General features: G+C 33.7%; 19 protein-coding genes and 2 pseudogenes. 3 read left to right on the forward strand and 18 right to left on the reverse strand.

What is annotated here, in order from left to right:
• Positions 1–11: 11 nt before the first annotated feature.
• From AC0INN_RS09055 to AC0INN_RS09140, 18 genes and pseudogenes are all read right to left on the reverse strand, one after another.
• Positions 12–2,516, reverse strand: a complete 2,505-nt coding sequence (locus AC0INN_RS09055) for a PIG-L family deacetylase (RefSeq protein ID WP_306612814.1) — start codon at positions 2,514–2,516, stop codon at positions 12–14.
• A 202-nt stretch (positions 2,517–2,718) separates the two neighbouring features.
• A complete protein-coding gene (locus tag AC0INN_RS09060; RefSeq protein WP_306612815.1) occupies positions 2,719–3,390 on the reverse strand; it encodes a hypothetical protein in 672 nt (223 codons plus the stop codon).
• A gap of 678 nt (positions 3,391–4,068) precedes the next feature.
• Positions 4,069–4,458, reverse strand: coding sequence for a hypothetical protein (locus AC0INN_RS09065; RefSeq protein ID WP_306612817.1), 390 nt, complete (start codon positions 4,456–4,458; stop codon positions 4,069–4,071).
• 445 nt (positions 4,459–4,903) lie between these two features.
• Complete coding sequence (locus AC0INN_RS09070) at positions 4,904–5,194, reverse strand: hypothetical protein (RefSeq protein ID WP_306612819.1); 291 nt, start codon at positions 5,192–5,194, stop codon at positions 4,904–4,906.
• A 130-nt stretch (positions 5,195–5,324) separates the two neighbouring features.
• The gene (locus AC0INN_RS09075; protein ID WP_373428009.1) at positions 5,325–5,504 is read right to left on the reverse strand and encodes an RNase A-like domain-containing protein; all 180 of its coding nucleotides are present in this window, start codon (positions 5,502–5,504) and stop codon (positions 5,325–5,327) included.
• A gap of 254 nt (positions 5,505–5,758) precedes the next feature.
• Positions 5,759–6,268: a hypothetical protein gene (locus tag AC0INN_RS09080; protein ID WP_306612821.1), complete on the reverse strand. Its 510-nt coding sequence runs from the start codon at positions 6,266–6,268 to the stop codon at positions 5,759–5,761.
• Positions 6,240–6,638 carry a hypothetical protein gene (locus tag AC0INN_RS09085; RefSeq protein WP_306612822.1) on the reverse strand — a complete coding sequence of 133 codons (399 nt, stop codon included), beginning with the start codon at positions 6,636–6,638 and terminating at the stop codon, positions 6,240–6,242. The genes AC0INN_RS09080 and AC0INN_RS09085 overlap by 29 nt, the downstream gene beginning before the upstream one ends.
• An 880-nt stretch (positions 6,639–7,518) precedes the next feature.
• Positions 7,519–7,842 carry a hypothetical protein gene (locus AC0INN_RS09090; RefSeq protein ID WP_306612824.1) on the reverse strand — a complete coding sequence of 108 codons (324 nt, stop codon included), beginning with the start codon at positions 7,840–7,842 and terminating at the stop codon, positions 7,519–7,521.
• Between the two features lie 52 nt (positions 7,843–7,894).
• Entirely contained in the window at positions 7,895–8,356 is a 462-nt protein-coding gene (locus AC0INN_RS09095) for a hypothetical protein (RefSeq protein ID WP_306612826.1), read from the reverse strand.
• Positions 8,343–8,519, reverse strand: coding sequence for a hypothetical protein (locus AC0INN_RS09100; RefSeq protein WP_306612828.1), 177 nt, complete (start codon positions 8,517–8,519; stop codon positions 8,343–8,345). The genes AC0INN_RS09095 and AC0INN_RS09100 overlap by 14 nt, the downstream gene beginning before the upstream one ends.
• Before the next feature lie 381 nt (positions 8,520–8,900).
• Positions 8,901–9,081: pseudogene (locus AC0INN_RS09105) on the reverse strand (RHS repeat domain-containing protein); the annotation flags it as partial.
• Between the two features lie 73 nt (positions 9,082–9,154).
• Complete coding sequence (locus tag AC0INN_RS09110; protein ID WP_273648413.1) at positions 9,155–9,700, reverse strand: hypothetical protein; 546 nt, start codon at positions 9,698–9,700, stop codon at positions 9,155–9,157.
• Between the two features lie 601 nt (positions 9,701–10,301).
• A pseudogene (locus AC0INN_RS09115) lies at positions 10,302–10,487 on the reverse strand (RHS repeat-associated core domain-containing protein); the annotation flags it as partial.
• Between the two features lie 66 nt (positions 10,488–10,553).
• Positions 10,554–11,090 carry a hypothetical protein gene (locus AC0INN_RS09120; RefSeq protein WP_273648415.1) on the reverse strand — a complete coding sequence of 179 codons (537 nt, stop codon included), beginning with the start codon at positions 11,088–11,090 and terminating at the stop codon, positions 10,554–10,556.
• A gap of 2 nt (positions 11,091–11,092) precedes the next feature.
• A complete protein-coding gene (locus AC0INN_RS09125; RefSeq protein WP_306612833.1) occupies positions 11,093–14,713 on the reverse strand; it encodes a DUF6443 domain-containing protein in 3,621 nt (1,206 codons plus the stop codon).
• A gap of 11 nt (positions 14,714–14,724) precedes the next feature.
• Positions 14,725–18,111, reverse strand: a complete 3,387-nt coding sequence (locus AC0INN_RS09130; RefSeq protein WP_306612835.1) for a hypothetical protein — start codon at positions 18,109–18,111, stop codon at positions 14,725–14,727.
• A gap of 7 nt (positions 18,112–18,118) precedes the next feature.
• Positions 18,119–19,747, reverse strand: a complete 1,629-nt coding sequence (locus AC0INN_RS09135) for a T9SS type A sorting domain-containing protein (protein ID WP_273648418.1) — start codon at positions 19,745–19,747, stop codon at positions 18,119–18,121.
• Positions 19,748–20,007: 260 nt separating this feature from the next.
• A complete protein-coding gene (locus AC0INN_RS09140) occupies positions 20,008–20,553 on the reverse strand; it encodes a hypothetical protein (RefSeq protein ID WP_273648419.1) in 546 nt (181 codons plus the stop codon).
• A gap of 91 nt (positions 20,554–20,644) precedes the next feature.
• Between AC0INN_RS09140 and AC0INN_RS09145 the strand changes: the two genes are divergently transcribed.
• The 3 genes from AC0INN_RS09145 (at position 20,645) to AC0INN_RS09155 (ending at position 21,708) form a co-directional block, all read left to right on the forward strand.
• Positions 20,645–20,878 carry a helix-turn-helix domain-containing protein gene (locus AC0INN_RS09145; RefSeq protein WP_273648420.1) on the forward strand — a complete coding sequence of 78 codons (234 nt, stop codon included), beginning with the start codon at positions 20,645–20,647 and terminating at the stop codon, positions 20,876–20,878.
• Between the two features lie 120 nt (positions 20,879–20,998).
• Positions 20,999–21,400, forward strand: coding sequence for a hypothetical protein (locus AC0INN_RS09150; RefSeq protein WP_273648421.1), 402 nt, complete (start codon positions 20,999–21,001; stop codon positions 21,398–21,400).
• 131 nt (positions 21,401–21,531) lie between these two features.
• Complete coding sequence (locus AC0INN_RS09155; protein ID WP_273648422.1) at positions 21,532–21,708, forward strand: DUF3606 domain-containing protein; 177 nt, start codon at positions 21,532–21,534, stop codon at positions 21,706–21,708.
• Positions 21,709–21,880 lie beyond the last annotated feature (172 nt).

Consider the following 21,880-nt stretch of genomic DNA (forward strand, 5'->3'; position numbering starts at 1 on the left):
TTGTTTGTTCATCAGTTTTTCTGTGCACTTAAAAAATTAAAAAATAAACGTGCCGCCCCCACATTCCCTGAAGGCAGCTGTCTGAAAAATGCCAACGGCGTATAGATAAAATTACCCTTACCGTATTTGGCATATAAAGTAGATCCCTGAAGAGGCTCTTCATCGGTATCGTGCATTTCAAAAAGCGGTTCATACGCTGCATCCCATTGTGCAGGGAAATAGGCACCACGCTCCTGCACCCAGCCTTTAAAATCATCCGGAGTAATTTTGTTTGGAAAGTTCAGTAACTTATGATCAGGGTTTAAAAACGTAACCGCAGCATTTTCTTCGGTAACCCGTTTATTGGCAATACTGAAATTGTATATCCCCAATTTATCAACGGTTGTATCCTGGTTGGTGTTATACTGCATCACCAGATTACCTCCTGTTTTTACATAAGACCATAGAAAAGGCATCCAGCGACCCAGTTTTTTCTCTGTGTTATTAGCGCGAACCCCAAGTACGATGGCATCGTATTGCGACAGCTTGCTCTGACTCCCGTTTCCGGCAGACTCATCTATATTGCCATAAAAATCTTCATCTTTCAGGACGTCTACCTGGATACCTGCAATGCGTAGGAAGTCAGGAATGAAATCACCTGCACCTTCTATATACCCCACTTTTTTAACCTTCGCCTGAATATCGCCTTTCATGACGGTTACAGTGGCAGGTGCAAAATATTGTAAGGAAGGTAAATGCGGATACTGAATTAATATTTGCTTTTTATTATACGTAACTCCATCTGCAACAAAATTGGCTTCCAGTTGCAAGCGGGATGAATTAATTGAAGCCAGTTTCGTTTTTGGAATAACATAATCGATGGTAGTATCTTTTCCATTGAGCGAACTAATATCCGCGTTACCTACTCGCTCTCCGTTATACATGAGATTGAGGATACCTTTATTGAAGTTTTTGCTGGAATTCACCTTAACATTTAAACTCAAATGCAAATCTTCATTTTCTTTAACCACATACAGGGGTTGTATAAATTTCAGTTCCAATGCTGGAACAATACGCAGGCCTTCGACCACATCACCACGTACCGGATCTAATTTCTTAAAAGATAAAGGAAGTTTAACCCGAAACTTTTCCGAGCCTATTTTTAAACCAAGCAACACATTCAGGGATGACTCCGCCTCAGGCAAACCAATTAAAGTATCATTCGGAACAGAGAAAGTTGCTGCGTTGGCGGGAGGTTTTGCCAACCAGTAAGGTTCTGTAAGTGCCGCATCTGCAGGAATCTGAATGTTATGCTGAATGGTAATTAAAGAATCTTTTGACAGTTTTCTATTGAAGCTTTCTGATTGATGTAACCATTGTACATTTTCTAAAACAACAGGATCAGCAGCTCTTGAAATCAGATTTAACCTGAAATTATAATGGTCCCCGGCTACGGCCTCGGCCTGATTCGTCACCACCTCGCCCATAAATCCGGCACAGCTCAGAATGATATGGTCGAGAGATGTAATTTTATCCTTTTTCAGCTCTGCATCCTGAAGTGCCATAACCTTTTTTCGTAAGGCAAGCAAAGCAGGTAGACTCAGATCAGGATTATTGAAATTGAAGGTGGAAATAATTTGATCTAATGCCCGGTCAATGTCAGCGTTTCCTTTTGAGGTCCAGGTTTTAACGACTCCGTCAAAAAGTGTTGCTTTTGCAGGCTCTCCGATAACATGAGAAAAATATTCAGTTTTGATTCCGGCTACAGACTGTGTTCCTGCTCCCTGGCTCTTATGTAGGCTTCTGCTTAATCCTGCCAGTTCACCATAGCCCATTCCCAGCAGCGGATCATATTGCCCAACGGTAATTTTCAGTTGATTTTCAGAAGTTGTATTAACCCCACCAAACCGGAAAGTATTCCACAATACGCGTTTAGGTTGCCATACATTCACATATTTTAATTGATCAGGAAAAGCAGTTTTATCACCTGCCAGCCTGAAGGCTTTTTCCGCAACCACGGCCGAAGCCGCATGTTGTCCGTGGCCTGCCGCTGCAGTTGGAGGAAATCGACAAATAATAACATCCGGACGGAATTGACGGATGACCCAAACTACATCCGCTATAATGCTATTTTCATCCCATTGTTTGAAAGTATCGGTCGTATTTTTAGAAAACCCGAAATCAATGGCCCGGGTAAAAAACTGTTGGGCCCCATCTAACCTTCTTGCCTCCAAAAGCTCATGCGTTCTGATTAAACCCAATGCAGCTCCCTGCTCTGTGCCTAATAGATTCTGACCCCCATCACCTCTTGTCAAAGACAGATAGCCCGTTTCAACATTCTGATCGTTGATTAGCCAGGAAAGCAATCCTGTATTTTCATCATCGGGATGAGCCGCAAGGTATAAAACTTTAGGCAGCTGTTTAAGTGTTTTGAGTTCACGGTAAATTTCAGATGATTGGGAAGGTCGAACCTGTTGGGCCGAACAAAAAACCGTATAAAAGCCAAGAATAAATACAGCGCTTACTTTTTTGAACATTTAAATTTGCTTTGCGACAAATATAAGTAAATCATCTTTCTTGCAAACGTAAAAGAATCACACTGTGAATTTCACAAAAAAATGTTTAAATTTTTATTAAACCACAAACCGAAGAGGTTTAAATGATAAAACTTTTGTGATTTTGTGGTTAAGTTTAAACACACTTATGAATGAATTAGAATTCAAAGAAAATGTAAACTCTTTATTTTTTTCTCATTGTATTCTGCGTAAGATAAATATAATTAAACATGCAAAATGTGGCTGCCGCTCCGAAAGTATGCCATAAAAAGTGGGTTCCGAAACTCAACCACCCCCACTGATCAGCGATACGGAAAATAAGTGCGAAAACAAACGACAATAAAGCAAAACCCACCCATTTTCCGGCTTTCCACTTTGTATACATCAAGTACCTTACTACCGAAAAAAGCACAAATGAAGCCATGATCGCATAATTGATATTGATAAAGAGAGCAACGTTATCGACCAAAATCCAATTTCTCAAACCCAACATAAGGATCACATAGACAATAACCATTACAACAGCATAGTACCATTTGGTGCTCTTTGCTATAAAATAAAATCCGGCAGACAGACACAGCAGCATAATGGGCATCCAATCTATCATGATAAATACCGGCCATTGCCTGAAAGAATGGTAAATAGTTCCGCCTATGGCACCAATGTACAATAAAACTAAACAGTAGGTTAAAAAAGGATATTCTTTAAAACGACCCTTCAATTTAATGGTCCAGAAAATGGCTATGACTAAAAAAAATACAGCAGTTATTGCATTGAAAGGCTCAGGAAATAGCTGAGCCATATCGGTTTCTTTGTATAACATGCCTCCATCCGGAGGTATTGGGTTTATCAGCATTATCTTTACTATATACTTCTCCTAATATAGAAAAAATATGGCATTAGTAAATTCAATGGCAAAAAGCTTCCTTATCCTTATATGGAAGTAGCCAAAATATTGCTAAGATTTTAGGAACCATTATCGGTTATCTTCTAGGAAAAACTGAGGAAATAAACATCTTTAAAAATCCGGCAATGCTCAACCGTTTTAGCGACATCAAAAAACTTGATTCCGAAAATGAAAACATCTGCATTCTATTGTAAATGGCTTATTCAAGCACTCAAAATTAAAAATATTACTCATTATAACACAAAACCCTCGCAAATTGGGAGGGTTTGTTTTTGTCTATCGACACGAGCGCGATGCTCGCGCCAGCGGTAGAAAGCAAGCTGAGGAAGATTATCTATTACAAAGTGTTTTTTGCAGAATCACTTTGTTCTGAAGCATCCTTAAAGATCATAAAGTTTTTAGTATTTCGTATTTCATAATCCACAGTTCTTTCAATGGTTTATTATCATTTATATTATATATATTAAATTCTAAACTATCAGCCTGTTGTTCTTCAGGATATTTTGAAACCTTTTGTTTCAAATTTGTTATACAATTTACATCCATTGAACTATTTTTCTTAAATGTAGGAGAATTAATTAGATTTTTGTACAAAATTAAGTGCTCATTTCTTTGAGCTACATACAATTATTTATTCATTTTATATAATATATTTTCATCCGAATTTACTTCAATTATTACATCTTTATCTTGTTTAAAGACAGGAAAAGACACAATCATCACGAATTTTTTTGCATCTTCATTCGACAAAGGTTCCTCCAACGAGCTATTCTCATTATTATAAAACCCAAAGAGTGTGATTCTATCTTTTTCCAAGACCCATTTATCGCGTCCTTCATACATTAACTGAGAATTTTTATCAAAAATTTTATGTATATAGACGTCATCTTTCAAAATTAACGAATCTACAACTTGATCTCCTTTATAGGAGTATTTACCGATTACATCTTTTTTACCTACAGTACAACTAACTGCCACTACTGAACTTACTAAAAAAGAAAATACCATTTGTTTCATTATTATTAATCATATTATTTTTATATACTCACCAAAAGTACGTTTGTCTTGTTGTGATTTGACTAGGACCAACGCCATTAACTCTCGGAATATTTACTCCCTCTCCCCTTATTAAGTGAATAAGAAGAAACAGATTTGGAATCAAAAGCCATGACAACAACATTATTTCCTACTGGATAAAAACTAAAATTAGTTTTACCCATAAATTGGCCTTGGTGCTTCCCTCCGCTGGCGCGAGCGTCACGCTCGTTGCCCATTCATACATTACAAATTTAAACGTACTTCAAAAATTCCCTGATCATCTTTATAGTAATTTTTTTGTAGTATTAAATTTCAATTATAAGATTCCACAAAAAAATACTTTCAGTCTTTTAAATACTAAAACAAAAATCCGAGAAAGTATACCTTCTCGGATCTATTTATTCTTTAGTGATAAAAGTCAAAATTAGCCATTCAATTCTTTTTTTATCATCATTAACCATTCTAAAGCATCATTAGAGTTTTCAAAATAACGATTAGCTTCATCTCCAACTTCTTGCCAGTAAGAAAGTATATCACCAATTAACCCGTCAATATCTATTTTTAGACTATCAATCTTTTGATGATTATTTAACTCTTTGTGTTTTAAAACATAATTTGAGACAATTTGTTCATCCGTAAGATCTTCAAAATCTGCATCTGGAAAGTATGCTCCAAAAAACTGATATAAATTTGGAAATTTTTTTTTAAAGTCCATATTCTTTATTATTTTTTTTATTTTATTTTGGGAATGCTGTTAATATAAAATAATTACCATTTCCATTTGCTTTAAGAATTATTCTAGCATTACTCAAATCATTAACAACACCAGTACTTCTCATTATTCCTCAACCTATATTATTTACTCCATTATATTCTAATCTAAGATTGGTCGTAGCTTCCGAATTTAACCACGATTTAATTGCAGCTCGATTACTTCTTATTGTCGATTTAATAACTGATTCTGCAACAGCTTCATTTGTAAACGAGCTTGCCTCCGCTGGCGCGAGCGTCACACTCGTTGCCATTCACATCACAAATTTAAATCTATTTTCAGAATTTTCTGGTCATCATTATTACAGTAGTTTCTTACACTGCCATATTTCCATTTGTATATTTCTGTTACAAAGCTACTTTCAGGCCCATTAATCTTAAATACTAAAAATATAAATCCGAGAAAGTGTACCTTCTCGGATTTATATATAGATTGTTAATCTTTATTCGGGCACGAGCGTGACGCTCGCGCCAGCCAAGGGGAAATACATCTTGTCTGTTTTTAAATTTATTTCAAATATTTTTCCTTAAAAATTCCAAATTTTGTAGTTCTAATTATTTCATAATCATCACTATTTGACAAATATTTTTTTAAATATTTGTTATAAATTTTATAATTTTCTTTATCTACCGTAGTAGGGATTTTTTTTATGGCATCATTCAAATTTACAGCGCAATTCAAATCAATAGAATCCAATGGAGCTATTTTAATATCGCTATTTGACATAAATTTCAATGATATAGAATCATTTTTGTAAACCATTTTTAAAAGACTTTTAATGTCTTTATGTGGAATAATCAAAGTATCTTTGGTATTATTTTTAATATTTAAAAAATTCTCAACATACATGTCGTAAGTATTCAAGCTATTCATTTTAAAAATTACATATTGGTAATGAATATTTATAGAATAAATATTTTCATTTTTGTTATTACTACAACAAATTGTAAGTAGTAATAAAACTAATAGATATAGTTTATTTTTCATGTTAATAACCTCCGTTTCCTGTTGAACCATTTTTTACATCTTTATAATTATTATTTATCAAGTTTTTAAAATCTGGAGTTGTTTTTGACACTACCTTTCCATCATAAGTATTACCATCAGGTATAGTATATCCATTTGTTGTAATCGGGTCTTTTGTAATTGGATCTTCGGTAACTTTTGCTGGAGCTAATTCTATTGTAAACAATGCCTTAGGATCCTCAATAATTTTATAAGTTACTCCATTTTGGCTCAAGATACCCGCTGCATCTTCTAAAAGAGTTTTGCTATAGTCACGTCCATATTTATTATCAATTTTAACCCTCCATTCAATTGTTGTATCATTTATTGGTTTAGCCCTCAAGCCCCCCTCCGCTGGCGCGAGCGTCACACTCGTTGCCATTCACATCACAAATTTAAATCTATTTCCAGAATTTTCTGGCCGTCATTACAGTAGTTTATTACACTACCATATTTCCATTTGTATATTTCTCTACAAAGCTACTTTCAGGCCCATTAATCTTAAATACTAAAAATAAAAATCCGAGAAAGTGTACCTTCTCGGATTTATATTTTATATATAGATTGTTAATCTTTATCCGGGCACGAGCGTGACGCTCGCGCCAGCAGGGGGGTATTTGCATACCTTACTGTCCCAGATAGGATAAACATTAGGATTGATAAAGTGAAGAAGTTTAGATAATCCAACTAAAGAATTATTTGTAAAAGGTTTCAAGCTTTCAATCTCAATTTCGGTCAGGATATTATCACTTGACTTTGCTTTATTAAACAAATCAACAATCTTATCTATATCAGTACAATCTATGTTTTTTAAGATCGTTGGCATCCAACCATAGATCATAAACGCACCACAAATCAAATCTTGTTTACTAAGTCGATCTTTTAATTTAAAATAATTAATAAAACAGGGATAAAATATCAAGTAGCTATTGTTTTTGTCAAGTGTGATCTGAGGAGTAATCTATTTGGGTTCTTCTAAATCGATTTTCATACTAACAATATAACAAAAAACACCTTTACCGAATTGGATAAAGGCGTTTCATTTACTTTATAAATGATGCTGTTTAAAATATTCTAATAAAAACATCTAGTTAATCTTCATCTAAAAAATTATGAATGGAATTATTCAGTAATGTTTAAATGAGGATAATCATAATACTCTATGTACCATTCTTTAAAATTTTTATTATAACAAATTGAAATATAATCATAATGTTCTTTAGTTATAATCTTAACCTTTTTACCATTCAAAATTTCAAATTCTATAATATTATTCTTTTTTTCTCTACCAAAACCATTACAGTTCTACCATCAGTATTACTATTTGTTTTTGGAAAATCTTTTTTAATACTATTATTAATTAGAATAGATTGATTCAAAAAACAATTGTAACCTAACATCAATAATATTTCATTGTCTTTTTTAGGATAATCTTTTTTTAAATCTTCTAAATATTCATTAACTTCTTGTTTCTTTTCAATAGATAAATCTCCATATTTGGAGTAATAAAACTTTTTACTTTGACATGAGACAAAGTTTAGGCTTAATAAAATTGATAAAAAAAATAATTTATTATGGAGTTGCATTTTGATTTATTACGAATATATGTCAATCTATTTATAAGGAACCTATCATGCCTTATTCTTCAATCAAAATTTTTGGAAAATCGTAGTAATGAATATATATAGTTTCATACTGTTCGTTGTAACAAATTGTTATATAATCATATCCTTTTTTCTGTAATATTGTAAAATATTTCCCGTTGGATAATTTTATTTTGATTTTACCTAATTTCTTCGAAAAATTCACAGTACTTTGCCCATAGTGAATTTTGTCAGTTTTTGGAAATTCTTTAGTATATCTGTTGTTAATAGTTATTTTCTTTTGAAAAAAACAATTGTATTGAAACATCAATATAATTTCAGTTTCTTTTTTTGGTATCATCTTTTTAGCATCTGTAAGATATTCATCAACGTCCTGTTTCTTTTCTGAGTCTAAATTTTTATATGAAGTCGAATCGACAACCATCTTACTTTGACATGAGACAAAATTTAGAGCTAATAAAATTGATAAAAAAAATAATTTATTAAGGATTTGCATTTTGATTTTGATTTAGTTTTTGTTGTTCTTTTTCTTTTTCTTTTCTTTCTCTATTTTCATTAGTAATATTAATGTGATTTACAATATCAGTTGTTTGTGAAGGAGTTAAATCAGTTCCAGTTGGATCTTGCAAAGGCTCAATAGTATTTGCTCCAGAATTCATTAGATTTTTTTTGTTTTTTGGAGTATTCTCAACCTTACTTTCTGTATCAAAAATATGTGGGAGACCTGCCTTATGTCCTAATTCATGAGCTAAAGTTCTTGGGCTATCCTTAGACTTTACAGTTCCATAATATATGTTTCCATCAGGGACTGTTTCTCCATTAACAAAAGTAACTCCATTCTCAGTATTTCTTGCAACTCTCTTTCCTAATTCGATAGTAAATTTTGCGTTAATCTAATTGTGAAAGACTTGCAGCTCCTGTATTACCATTTAATTGAGATAATTTTGTAGCAGAACTATTAGTATGCACAACAACATTATTCGTTTTTTTATTATCAGTTCCAATATAACGACCAAATTTATTAAAGTGATCATCAACAGGAGCTCTTCCGTCGGGGTCGATAAACCTCATAGGATTATTAAACGCATAATTATAAGGACTATGCATTGTCATCTTTTCGGCAAGAGGATCCACCACACCCCATCTTCCAATATCCGGCATATACATCCTCGCTCCATAATCATACATACCAGTCTCTTGGAGTTCTTTCCTGTTGTACTTTTAGTTCTTATAAGCATCAGTATACATAAAAGCCAACTTTAAAGCTGGCTTTTTATCTTGAACTTATATCTTGTTATTCATCATCTTCTAAATTTTCATATTTATAGTCTGTTAAAACTAAAATTCCAAAATACTTCCATTCAAACTCATCTTGATAATTAATCCTTAATATTAATGTTTTTTTTGTTTTTTGAAGAACTTCAATAGAATTAATTATTTTATGGTGTGAAGGGTATTTTCCATAAGGAGAAGAAGCAATAAAACTTTTGGAATTTTCTTTTGATAAATTAAATTCATCAAATATTCCTAATTTGACTTTTTCTTGAGATTTAAAATTTTCAGATTTTAAGCATATTATTTTTTGAAAAACTTTATTTATATCATCATATTTAAATAAACTTTCTTTTTCAGAATCATATTTCAAATATTCATATTTCATTTTAGAAATATCTTGCTTAAAATAATCAAATACTCCTAAATTAACTTTTTCATTATTTAATATTCCCGATTTATATGTTACAATAATAGGTCTATAAAATTCTAAAATTTGAGCTTTTACGGGGATAGCAAAGCTCAGAATTATTATACACAAAGGAATAAGATTAATTTTTTTTCTCATTTTTATCTTTTTTTGCATCTTCTCTTACTTTAACAAGTTGGTTTATAATTGTCTCTGCAGGAGACCCTGGAGTAGTTGGAGCTGTTAATCTAAAAGCAGAAGATCCATATTTTGTATGATCTTGATCAACATCTCCTGTAGCATCTTCTATGTGAGACTTTATTTCATGATAAATAGTTTCTGCTAAATCATAATTATTATATCCAATAGTTTTTGAATTTCCTTCATCATCCATATGTGTTGCACTGTATCTTGAATCACTACTATTTTCTTTAAAATAATTTTCATTTAAAGAAACTAAATGAACTTTTTTATCTCCTGATTTGGATATGTCTAAATTGTTAAATTCCGAAGAATTAGAATAACCTTCAGGTATTGATACTTTCCCATCCTTAGCAAGCCCCATTGATTTTATATCATTAATTGCTTCTGCTACTGTAGATGAGCTAAAACCAAAGTTTTTAGAATTTATATAAATATCTTCTGTTTTACTGGTTCCATATTTATCCCATAACCTTCTGCCTTCTGCTGTCTTATAAAGTATTTCTTTTGAAGCTTTAAAAGATCCATTGGCTGTTAAAATAATAATATCTTTTCCTTGCTTTCCGTCGGGATCAATAAATCTCAGTGGATTGTTAAATGCATAAGTATAAGGACTCCAACGCCTAGCTTTTTCCACCAACGGATCCACCACTCCCCATCTTCCCAAGTCAGGCATATACATCCTCGCCCCATAATCATACATACCCGTCTCCTGAAGTTCCTTTCCATTGTACTTATAATAATAAGTAACCTCATAAAATACGAGGTTACTTATTATCCACCACACAATGCAATCGTGCGGGAGAGAGGTTTATAAGTTTGTATTAAATGTTTTTGCACTCTCAATAAATGTTTGAAGATTATCTTTTTTTATATTATAAAACAATATTTTATATTTTCCATTTGTGTATAACTTCGATACTCTTCCATTATGTCCTTCATAGAGATAATTTTCGTTATATTTTCTTTTATCCCAATATTCTCCTATATATTTTAAAACTTCATTATAATCAATATCTTTTAATTCCCAATTCTCAGATTCCTGTCCTTCATTTTTATAAGAAGAGTAAATATAAAATATCTGCTTGTCATCATATTCAAAGAAAAAATTATTACTTTTTACATTCCAGTTAACAATATTTTTAGGTAACGTTATTGAAAAGTGCGTTGTGTAATATATGTCTTGATCAGCTGAAGCATTAACTTTATTAATATATTTAAGTTTATTTTCATTGCTACCATAATCGAATACCATACTATTATTATTGATACTATTTTTTGACACATCTATATAAGATACACAAGAACTCATCAACAAAACCAATAAAACACAGATTGAATATTTCATAATTATTTATTTACTTTTTCCATTGCTTTTTTAAATGCTGAATAATCTATTGTAATAATAGAACCTCCTGAATTATAAAATCCTACTGTAGGAGAATATGTATTAGGAGAAGGTGTTCCTCCTATTTGACCTGGAGGCAATGATCCTGGGATTTCCGTCCAACCCAAAACCATAGATGGCTGATTTCCCTGCATATTTTTAGGATCTGTATCTTTGCCTGCTCCCATTGAAGGTGTTGGTTTTCCGTAAGCAACCACATTACCTTCACTGTCATAATCAAGAGGGTGTAAGTGCGCATCAGAAGCAACAGTATCACCTTTGTCTCGTAAATCTTTTTTAGCTTCGGCCCATGCTTTTGGTCCTACTTCTCCAGTCTTTTCACCTGTTATAGTTTTTGATGATTTTCCATTCTGCCCAAAATAAAACCCTTTCTCAGTACCTGTTTTGTCTGTTTTACCAAAAGCATATATATCATCGATCTGTTTAATCTGGTCATTAGTTATCTGATTAACAACATAACCATTGTTTATTGCAGCATCTGTATCAGCTTCCTTTTTACTAGTAGTTAATACTATTTTCTTATCCGTTTTACCATCTTCAACATGTTTTGTGAGTTGCCCTTTCAAATTGTAGTAATCAGTAAGAGGAGCTCTACCATCTGGATCTATAAACCTAATCGGATTATTAAAAGCATAATTATAAGGACTATGACGACGCATCATTTCCGCTAAAGGATCTACCACACCCCATCTTCCAATATCCGGCATATACATCCTTGCCCCGTAATCATACATCCCAGTCTCCTGCAATTCCTTGCCGTTGTACTTGTAGTTCTTATAAGCACTTGGACTAAAAAAGGAGAATCCCGTTTTTAAATGGTTCATCCCAAATGGATAATAATCATTAGCATCTGTAATCTCAAGAGCGCCTGTGCTGTTTCTTGCGAAACTTATCCTTACATTTCCTAAATGATCTTTATACTGGTAAATATACTGATCTTTTCCATAATCATAAAATCCTTCTGCGGTTGGGAAAAACTGAAGCTCAGGATTCTTTGCCCCTAAACCGGGAACAACATTTAAAGTCTCTGCAGAATAGGCCTCCATTTCCAAAGCCCTGCTCGTTTCCAGACTGGCAGCAAACATTTCTGAACCTCCTCCATTATTTCCGGATCCTGTTATATTTATATATTGAAATCCATCAAGATAATCTGTAGTTTCCGTAGAAGAAGTTGTGCCCGTTATTCCAACAAGTGTTTTTACTACTTGTTTTCTCAGCTTTGTCCCATCTGATCCGTACTTTGTAGTAATATCAGTATATGCCTGACTAGAACCAACAGATATTGCATTGGGCAGATTTAAATAATTATACACTATTCCATTGATTTGTTTATCCGCCATATTGATCATATTCCCATTAGTATCATATCCTATAGGAAGTCCTGATGTCCCTTCATAACCAGTCTTGTTACCACTGTTATCTTTTATGGTAGTGGCCCGGTTTCCTGAATAAGTATATTCTAAATCATCAATTTTTGTGGCAATTGTCCCTTGCAGAACTGAGGTTCTATAAAGATTGGTGATATTTCCATTCAAATCATACGTTAAAGATTCTGTATTTTCTTTGCTGTTGGGGTTATTTGGATTTTGATAATATCCTGCTGTTAATCTGTTCAGCTTATCATAAACATATCCATATCTCTTAGGAGTAAGAGAAGGATTGGCTCCGATTGTTTCCACTGCCCTCCAATCTACTTCTGCGATATTACCATTGTATTTTGCCTCAACATTTTTTCCGGAGAATAAGACTGGATCCGGATTAGTGATTCCTTCTTTCTGATTGTATTTGATTCTATAAGCAAAAAGTTTCCCTCCTAAATCAGCTACAGACATCTGGTTTTTATTGATTTCTGTCAGCCAACCTCTGATATTGTAATTGTAATCGATGCTTTGGAGATTGTTTCCTACTTTTTTATTGCTTAACTGTGAAAGTTCATTATAGGTATTGTCCGTTAATAATTCTTCGGGGTTGCTATCTACCTGATGGAAATGTTGTTTTAGCCTGTTTCCATTATCATAAACAAAACGTTCTTTTATTTTGACTTCTGTTTCAGTTGGAGTTCTTTTATGATAAGTATAACTTTCTGTTGCTAATCCTGAAAAATCAAGTTTAGACTCCTTATTGGTGTAACCTTCTAAATGATTAGTAGTTTTTGTAGCAATCTGCCTTCCTTTGAAATCATAATAATGATATGTTTTGGTCCATTTATCATCTTCTATATTTTTTAGATAAGAAGCTGTTTTCAAACTTTTGGTAGAAGTTGTATTACCGGTTCCAAATGTTGCTAATAAAACATACTGGTCAAGAATTTTTTCAGGAATAACGGAAGGAGCATCACGCGGATAAGAATCATAATAGTTTACTGATAAAACAACAAAATTCGATGTTGGATAGGCCAGCTTATCATAGTAAATATCAATTCCCTGTTGATTAAAAAAGGTTGAAGTCCTTTTTTCATTATTGGAAGTATTTGTGGTTAAAGTATTTAGCGTATTCTGTAAAGACTGCCTTGTTGCAGTGCTGGAAAAGAATCCAGTATAAACAACCCTATTAAACTCATCATACTTAGTAAATATCCAGCCTTTACTGCCAAAGTTATTGTTTACAGTCCCTAAAACAGCATCCTGGTAAAGTACTGCTCTGTCTTGTTTGTCATAAATGGTCAATTCCCAGCCTTTCCCAGGAAGCTTTTTTTCAACTTCCCTTCCTTGCCCGTCATAGCGGTATTGGTAGCACAGTGTATTTAAAATATCAGCAGTAACTTTATTTGCATTTTGCACAATTTGTTGTACTGCTTTTGGAGGGATGACAAACGCTTTTTGCCCATATTCATTGTACACATAATAGGTATCAATATTTTGTGTTCCATCTGTTCTTCGGATAAGAATCGTTTGTCCGCGACCATTGGTAAATTGAGTTACAGGATTTCCATCTTCATCCGTTATTGTATTTTTATAAAAACTACCCAGTCCATAGAATCCAAGGCTACCTACAGGTAATGCAGTTGAAATAGTTGTAACATTACTAACTGTGCTTGTTGAAGTAGTAGTGACAAACTTTATAACTTCATTTGCAGCATTAGTGCCATAGCTGAATGTTTGCGTATGTCCTGCTCCAAGTTTCCAGGCATCACCAGGATTTGCCTGTTGTAAAACCCGGTCTAAAGGGGATTTTTCAAGCTCTTTCTCACTGTATGCATTGGATACTCCGTAATAAGAGTTAGCGGTATTTTCATTGGTAACTCCAGAATGAATATTCCCATTCAATGTATTAATTGGAGTAGGTAAAATATTTTTTGTCTGTCTTCCAAATCCATCATACGTGACTGGAGTAACCATATCTTTGCCAGAAGGAGTTGCTTTAATGCTAACTATTTGTTTGGCTCTTCCTAATCCATCAAAGTAAGTAACCGTTTCTGATGTTTTTGCATTTGTAGTTGTGGGATCTGCTAAATAAGTTTTAGAATACACATAGTTTTCTGAATTACTCTGTGCATAAAGCGTTCCAGCTACAAACACTAACCCCAGCAATAACCACTTTTTTGTTATTAAATATCTATTCATACGTTGTGTTTTTATGGTTTGTAGTTGTATTTAAACTCTTTTACTGTTTTTAAAACATAATTGCCTGTACTGTCTTTTTCTCTTATTCTTACTTCCTTTAACCGGTTTGCAGTATCGTATACATAAACCTCTCTTATTCCTGATGGTTGAGTAATACTTCGTACTCCAACTAGTGGATCATAAGTATATGTAGTAACCTGATAATTCGTTAAAGCAGAATTTTTTCTAAAATTATCTAAAGCGAGTAAAAATGATGTTTCATCATTATTTACACCCGCTGCTGCGTCCGTATTGGAAGGATTTACAATAGAGTCAATCAATGATTGTGATATATCGGATAGTTTTGCACCCTCTATTTTAGCTATTGGCTGTGTCTGGTTATATCCCCAGATAATTGTCGTTGGAACACCTTCTTTTGTTGTGTATTGTTGAATGTTTCCCTTTGAGTCATATTTGTTATAAGTAATCTCTATGGATGGGGTATTATTCACTATATCAAATGAATTTACTGATAATGGTAATACTAAATTTCCTGTCACTGCATGAGGTAAAGCAGTTGGATATATAGTCTCTGTTTTATCTACTACTTTATTTACACTTCCTGTAGTCTGGGTAGTTGTGGTCTCTAAAGGTATACTAACCATATTTTTATCAATCATTAATTGATTCCCTTTTTCGTGAGCATACTGGTAAATGGTTTCCTCAATTGTTTGATCTGGGTAGGTTGTTTTTTGAGATGTCACCTGATGATGACTGTTACTATCTTGTACAGTATTTACATACGTAACTAGAATAGGAGATCCATTAACATATTCAGTCTTTATTTTCTGATAATTTCTGATCATTCCACCATAGAAAAAAGCGGTTCTGTATACATCACTAGAACCAGCAGGATTAGGATCAGTAGGATCACTAAGATATTTTCCCCATTTATACATTGGGACACTTTTTATAGCATGAGATAAGATATAGCTGGAAGGAGCTTGGGTGGGAGGTGTTGGGATCAACTCAGTCGATGGTGCATTTGTAGTCAATGTACCGTCATATGTTTTAAAAAACCTGTATGGAGAAAATTCTTCACCCCAAAAATTATATTTATTTTCCAATGTCTCAACTATTTTTCCAGAATAATCATAGCTTATAGTTTTTAGATTTAAACCTCTAGCCCAATCTGTATCATCAGGAAGATGGTATGGGAATCTGTAATATTCTCCCCCATCAGAATAATTGGAAAAGGTATATTTCTTAGTCCATAATACAGAATCATCGGCAGATAAAAAGGACTCCGTTACCTGAGAATAACCTACTTGTCCTGCATTATTAAAGCTCGACATTGGTTGTATCCTGTTTGATAACTGCCCTGCCACCAAAGGAACATTACCATATTTTTTTATGACACACATATAATCAGGAATACCTAGCAATTTTCCTGAAGTTGTTCCATCATCCAAAGTATAAGTAAACTTTCTTTTTGTAATTCTACCATTTTCGTTAACTTCAATTCTTGAAATTCTTCGTCCCCCACCAACAAAACTATTGATCGGAATATTGGGTTTTTGTTCTTTCCAACGCAGTACAATAGAAAATGGATTGGTTTCAAAATTCTCAGAGTCACTTAGCGTAAAACTTGGGTTCGATACTTCCAGGCGATAGCTTCCACTTTCAATAGGTGGATTGATAAGATCAACGTTATTTCCCTGGGTAATAACATATGTCGCTAATATAGCTCGTGTATCTTTATTATATCTATAAAGCCTTACCTTCGTTTTACAGTCTGCGGTCTCTACAGAAGTACATCCTACTCCCAGCATTGCATTGAAAGAAAGCTTACTTCCATACATGGAAGGAATTTCAAATTCCTTTATATATTTACCAAGTGTTGGACTTCCATTGTTTAATACAAAAATATTTGAAGTCTTAGCAACTGCTGTTGATTTTTCATCATATACAATTCTAGAAGGATTAGATAGCATGAAAAGTGAAAAATAGTTTGGAACTAAAACTTGATTATCTTCATAGTAAAAATTCTCACTTCCTCCTGTAGGATAGATAATTTTAGTCAAAATGCCTGCTTCAGCAAAGTTTCCGTAAACATCCCTGTTTGCCTCTACCACATCAGTAAAAATGTTCATTTTATTGGGTTTTCCGTTAAAATAGCCCCAGTAATCAATTGAATTAGAGTGTCGGTTGGGAAGTTCCCCTGGATTATATTCCAGCTTATAGGTAGAAATTATACTTTCATCCCTGCCAACTTCATTGATTTGATTTAAAAATAGCCGTTTATCGGATTTCGTATCCTTACTAAGCACTACAGGATGAATATTGTTATTATCTCCGTTTCCTAAACGGTAGTTTTGAACAAGAGATACCTTTCTTATCTGCGTTCCTATTTTATCCTTTAATATAATATTATTAAGAGCTTTGCCCCCTTTTAAGTCTTCACGCTCTGACTGGTTAAATATAAATTCAACTGTTCCATTAGGAAAAGAAATAGTCTGAAGGATTTGTTGGGTTGTTGTTGTCGTACTTAATGAAATAGAACCCATATTATCACCCTTGTTAAGGTCTGATTTTGAATAAGTAACCACCTGTTCAGAAGCATAATTAAATACATAGGTATCTTTTTGAGTTTTAACTTCTTTTAAATGCCAAGCCGTTTTATACCCATTTTCCTCATTTTTAGGAGTATCTGTGATTATTCCTGAACTCACAGAAGTTACTACATCATACGCAGAATTAGTTCCTGTAGAATCTTTTCCAAAATAATATTTATTTCCTGATTCGTCTGTGATTATAATTCTATTAATTCTAAAATTTCCTGCACTCGCATCTTCATAATCTATGTCTATTTTCCAATCATCAAAACTTTGAACAACTGCTTTTTTAGTTACATTGTCAATAACGAATTTTGCAGACCTTCCTAAAAAATTGATGAAAAATAAATCAGGATCTTCATCAACAGGCGTATCCGAGTCTCCATTACTTGCATTTTCATTATTTAATTGTTGGCGTACGGTTGCATTAGTTTCAAAAGTAGAATTATATGAATAAGTCAGATAACCTCTTGTATATTCATCCGGACGCTGTCTTACCTGTCTGGTTATTAAGCCTCCCGCACTTAAACTCCAACCAGCCCCAACAGATGAAGCTACTTCACCAACACGAATTCCTTTGGTATCATATTGTATGGATACATTCAAAGGAATATCTCCAGTATCAACACTAATTAAAGGAATACCTATATTGGCTGAACCTCTATAATAAGAAACCGGACTTTCTACAAATTTTGCAATTGATGTCGCATTTGGAGATGGTGGAAGTATTTTGGGAACATACTGGGCATCAAGTTTATTGGTTAAAAATAACAATGTCCCTAAAAGTATAATTTTTCTTTTCATCCTTAGTTTATTTCTTAATCAATTTAGCATTAGCCGTTTTATTCGTATCCGTCTTGATCACCACCAGATAAGCACCTTGTATCAACGGCTGTGCATTAATCTTCGTTACCTTATTCTTGGTTTTTAGATTCTGAAGCTGTCTTCCGCCCATATCATACAAAGTAATATCAGCTTCCCTGAAATCAAAGCCTATTTCTACATAAGCATAATCTGATACCGGATTCGGATAGATCTTGATGTCTTGTTTTTCAATCAACTGATCCAGTTGCTTGTCTCCCAGCTTCACAATCTTCCAGTTCTCCTTCCCTAATTCTTCTGCACTGGTTCCTGCTAAAATGATGGAACCATCTCTGTTCAGCTTAATATCTGATAACCTTTCCTCTCTCTTTCTGGATTCTCCTCTTACATGCTTTCTCCACTGTTCATTTCCATTATGGTCCAGATACAGCATCCAGAATGTTTCATCGTCTCTATCTATTTTTCCTTCTGCCTGAGTATATCCACCCAATAAAATTCCTTTAGTAGCCTCTTGATTCCTGGCTCTTGATTCCTGGCTCTGTATCACACTCATACCCATCAAAACATCCCTGTTTTTGAAGTTGTAGGACTTCTGCCACTGTTCATCTCCTCTTTCATTTAAAGAAACCAGCCACAAATCTGTTCCTTCTTCTATTCCTACTGTTTTGTTTCCGGATCTCTCACTTCTGGATTCTCCTCCGATGATATAACCGTTTGACGTTAAAGCCAGTGTTCTTAGATGATCATCTCCTTTTCCTCCCAGGTTCTTTTCCCATTCTACCTTTCCTTCTTTGTTTAGTTTTATGATCCAGTAATCTCCTTCGCCAAAGTTTTCAGTGTTTTTTGCGTAACGGGATACGGAATCTGAGGTTCCTGTAGCTGAGTTTTGATTTCCGGAATCGGAAACACGAAACTCAGAGCTTCTTGAATAGATTCCCAGAAGTGCTCCACCGTCTCTTGTGGGTATCATCTTTTCCACTTCGTCTAATCCTCTTCCCCCTAAAATAAGTTGTGAGAGTTCTTTTCCGTTTTTATCGAGTCTGATCACCAGGATATCTTTTGAACCGTAACCTTTGGATGCATTCTGAACATTTCCGGCTACAACAAATCCTAAATCTGTGGTTTGGATAACTGCCCTGGCTTCTTCATCAGCACTTGTTCCCAAGGTCTTCTGCCACAATTCATCTCCAAATTCATTAATTCTAATGAGCCAGATATCTGACCCTCCTTTGGAGTCATCTTTTTTATCTATTCCCTTTCCGGAATATGAGGTTCCTGAAATTAAAAATCCTCCTTCCTGGGTAGCTACGGTAGAAGACAAATAATCATGATTATTTCCGGAGAAATATTTTTCCCAAACCTGGTCTCCCTGTTGGTTCAGTTTCACCAAATGAAAGTCATAGCCATTATTTTGCTGGGTATTGCTTCCAGTATCCTTCTTCTGGTTTCCTGACTGTATAACACTTCCTGTTATCAAATACTGCTGATCGATTGTTGTGGTTACCTGGCTCAGAAAATCCTGGGTAGAAGATTTAATATCTTTTTGCCAAACCACTTCCTGGGCCGATAGCCCGGAAATAATGCACATAGAAAGTACACTGAAGTAGAGTTTTTTCATCCTTTATGGTATATATTTTTTAGTTGAATTCCGTCTGATATAAAAGCGTGCAAATTTAACGCTTTTTATGACTTGTTAATTTCACTTTAAAAAGATTTAATATGAATTACATCATGTTGATTATTCATTTACAAAATGTTACGATTAGCATACTGCAAAGGTATTGCTGTATAACGACAGAAATTGACGCATTAAATTTTGAAATGTAAATAATCAAGAAAATACTCAAATGATATTTTCAGAAGTTTAGCATAGTCCTCTTATCCTGAATTTGTACCCGCCATTTTCTTTTCTCTCCTTCTTTCAAGGATAAGGTGTGCCGCATCCAGCATTTTAACCGTATGGATATATGGCATCACGATATTCCTTTCCGGTAGATTTTCATAGACACCCATTGAGAAATAGACGATTCCGGACATAAAATAATCAAATTCTTTTGGGGTGTATTCCCTGAATGCTGTTTTGAAAACCAGCAGCGGATTCCGGTATTCCTTCTCCGAAAGCAGGCCAAGAACCCACGGGGAAATCTTTTCCGGCCGGGTATCAACCATCCATTTCCTTTCCTTCAGCATCATGAGATAACCTGCCCGGATCAGTGACCTCATCGACTGGTAAAACTCAAAGATGACCGCCGGATCTTCATGGATCCAGCTATTTCTCTTTACAGCATAATTCATCAAGTTGCTGAGCCTTTCTTTGGAAACATCCAGCTCATTGAACTGAAAGAAATTTTCCATTAGCTGCAATCCGGAAGACTTCTTGTCTGCCCGAAACTGTGGATCGAAATGTGCTTTTATCTTTTTCATTGTTTGTATTTTTTTATAAATGTAATGAAAGAAATTCAATTACGTTCGATCGACCGTGATTTTTTATTATTAAATTATTTCATTTGTTTCTATGACAGATATAAACGAAAAAATTTGTTCATACATTACAAAAAAATGGTTGATACCTTGGCTTCAAGAAGGCAAGTCACAAACTTCTTTTGCCAAAAATCATGGTGTAGAAGAAAGTACCATTAGAAAAATAAAAAGTAAAGAAGCCTACAGAGTGCCTGTTGAAACTCTTTTCAGGATATGTGAAGCAAGAAAACTTAGTTTATCCGATTTCTTTAAACTTATAAATGAATGAATCCTGACGAAAGTTGGGATTTTTTACTTTACGGAAAACCGTAATATTCAAAAGAAATAATAAAATAAGTTTGTACTATAAAACAGTAAATAATTTTAATTATAACTAAATAATAAATCCATGAAAAAAATCACTTTCTTTTTGATAATTCTATTGTCAATGGTGTCTTGTACAAATTACTATACGGTATTATTAACTGAAGATACCAGTGTATATGCTAGCAGCAATACCGAAAATCTTTTAACAACAATCCCCAAGGACACTCAAGTCTATATCTCCAATAAAGCAAACAAGAAGAATTACAAAAAAATAAAATGGGGAAATTATTACGGCTTGGCCTATAATCCAAGTTATACTTCTTATAGCACTTATACATCGGCTAGAAGCTACAATACATCCACTCCTTCCTACAATTACACTCCTAACACAAGCAGCGGAGGAACAGTGCATGTAAAAGGCTATACAAGAAAAGACGGAACTTATGTAAGTCCACATACCAGAAGTGCCCCGAGAAGAAGATAATAAATCATATTCAATAAAATAAAACTGAAAACACTGACGAAAGTTGGGATTATTATTTTTACGGAAATCCGTAAGGATATGACTTAATGTCAATTTACCTTTGGGTCTCATTAACCCCAAAATTATTTATTATGAGCGATGATTTAAGTAAAAAAAGACCACAAGATGCAACAAAAGTGAATGTGAACGAGACTTGGGAGCTAGAATATTGGTCAAAAAAGTTTGGTACTACCAAAGACCAATTGAAAAATGCTGTTAAGGCAGTTGGAGTTTCTGCTGCTGCAGTTCAAAAGTATCTTGGAAAGTAATGAAAATTTTCCTATTGAAAAATTTTATTTTAGTAATAAATCCTAACGAGAGTTAGGATTTATTATTTTAAAAAGGCAGTAAATTAATTTTGGTATTTAAAGTACTTAATTATTCACTATTTGACATATTTAATTAATTGCAAATAATATTTTAGATAAATTTGAACAGTAA

The sequence above is a fragment of the Chryseobacterium subflavum genome (assembly GCF_055762745.1).

Bases quoted from the DNA above. Each gene is read 5' to 3' on its own strand.
- AC0INN_RS09065 (WP_306612817.1), bottom strand. From the start codon at position 4,458: ATGAAACAAATGGTATTTTCTTTTTTAGTAAGTTCAGTAGTGGCAGTT.
- AC0INN_RS09130 (WP_306612835.1), bottom strand. From the start codon at position 18,111: ATGAAAAGAAAAATTATACTTTTAGGGACATTGTTATTTTTAACCAAT.
- AC0INN_RS09135 (WP_273648418.1), bottom strand. From the start codon at position 19,747: ATGAAAAAACTCTACTTCAGTGTACTTTCTATGTGCATTATTTCCGGG.
- AC0INN_RS09055 (WP_306612814.1), bottom strand. From the start codon at position 2,516: ATGTTCAAAAAAGTAAGCGCTGTATTTATTCTTGGCTTTTATACGGTT.
- AC0INN_RS09100 (WP_306612828.1), bottom strand. From the start codon at position 8,519: ATGAATTCTGGAGCAAATACTATTGAGCCTTTGCAAGATCCAACTGGA.
- AC0INN_RS09120 (WP_273648415.1), bottom strand. From the start codon at position 11,090: ATGAAATATTCAATCTGTGTTTTATTGGTTTTGTTGATGAGTTCTTGT.
- AC0INN_RS09140 (WP_273648419.1), bottom strand. From the start codon at position 20,553: ATGAAAAAGATAAAAGCACATTTCGATCCACAGTTTCGGGCAGACAAG.
- AC0INN_RS09060 (WP_306612815.1), bottom strand. From the start codon at position 3,390: ATGCTGATAAACCCAATACCTCCGGATGGAGGCATGTTATACAAAGAA.
- AC0INN_RS09075 (WP_373428009.1), bottom strand. From the start codon at position 5,504: ATGGCAACGAGTGTGACGCTCGCGCCAGCGGAGGCAAGCTCGTTTACA.
- AC0INN_RS09095 (WP_306612826.1), bottom strand. From the start codon at position 8,356: ATGCAAATCCTTAATAAATTATTTTTTTTATCAATTTTATTAGCTCTA.
- AC0INN_RS09070 (WP_306612819.1), bottom strand. From the start codon at position 5,194: ATGGACTTTAAAAAAAAATTTCCAAATTTATATCAGTTTTTTGGAGCA.
- AC0INN_RS09090 (WP_306612824.1), bottom strand. From the start codon at position 7,842: ATGCAACTCCATAATAAATTATTTTTTTTATCAATTTTATTAAGCCTA.
- AC0INN_RS09110 (WP_273648413.1), bottom strand. From the start codon at position 9,700: ATGAGAAAAAAAATTAATCTTATTCCTTTGTGTATAATAATTCTGAGC.
- AC0INN_RS09125 (WP_306612833.1), bottom strand. From the start codon at position 14,713: ATGAATAGATATTTAATAACAAAAAAGTGGTTATTGCTGGGGTTAGTG.
- AC0INN_RS09145 (WP_273648420.1), top strand. From the start codon at position 20,645: ATGACAGATATAAACGAAAAAATTTGTTCATACATTACAAAAAAATGG.
- AC0INN_RS09080 (WP_306612821.1), bottom strand. From the start codon at position 6,268: ATGGTTCAACAGGAAACGGAGGTTATTAACATGAAAAATAAACTATAT.
- AC0INN_RS09155 (WP_273648422.1), top strand. From the start codon at position 21,532: ATGAGCGATGATTTAAGTAAAAAAAGACCACAAGATGCAACAAAAGTG.
- AC0INN_RS09150 (WP_273648421.1), top strand. From the start codon at position 20,999: ATGAAAAAAATCACTTTCTTTTTGATAATTCTATTGTCAATGGTGTCT.
- AC0INN_RS09085 (WP_306612822.1), bottom strand. From the start codon at position 6,638: ATGGCAACGAGTGTGACGCTCGCGCCAGCGGAGGGGGGCTTGAGGGCT.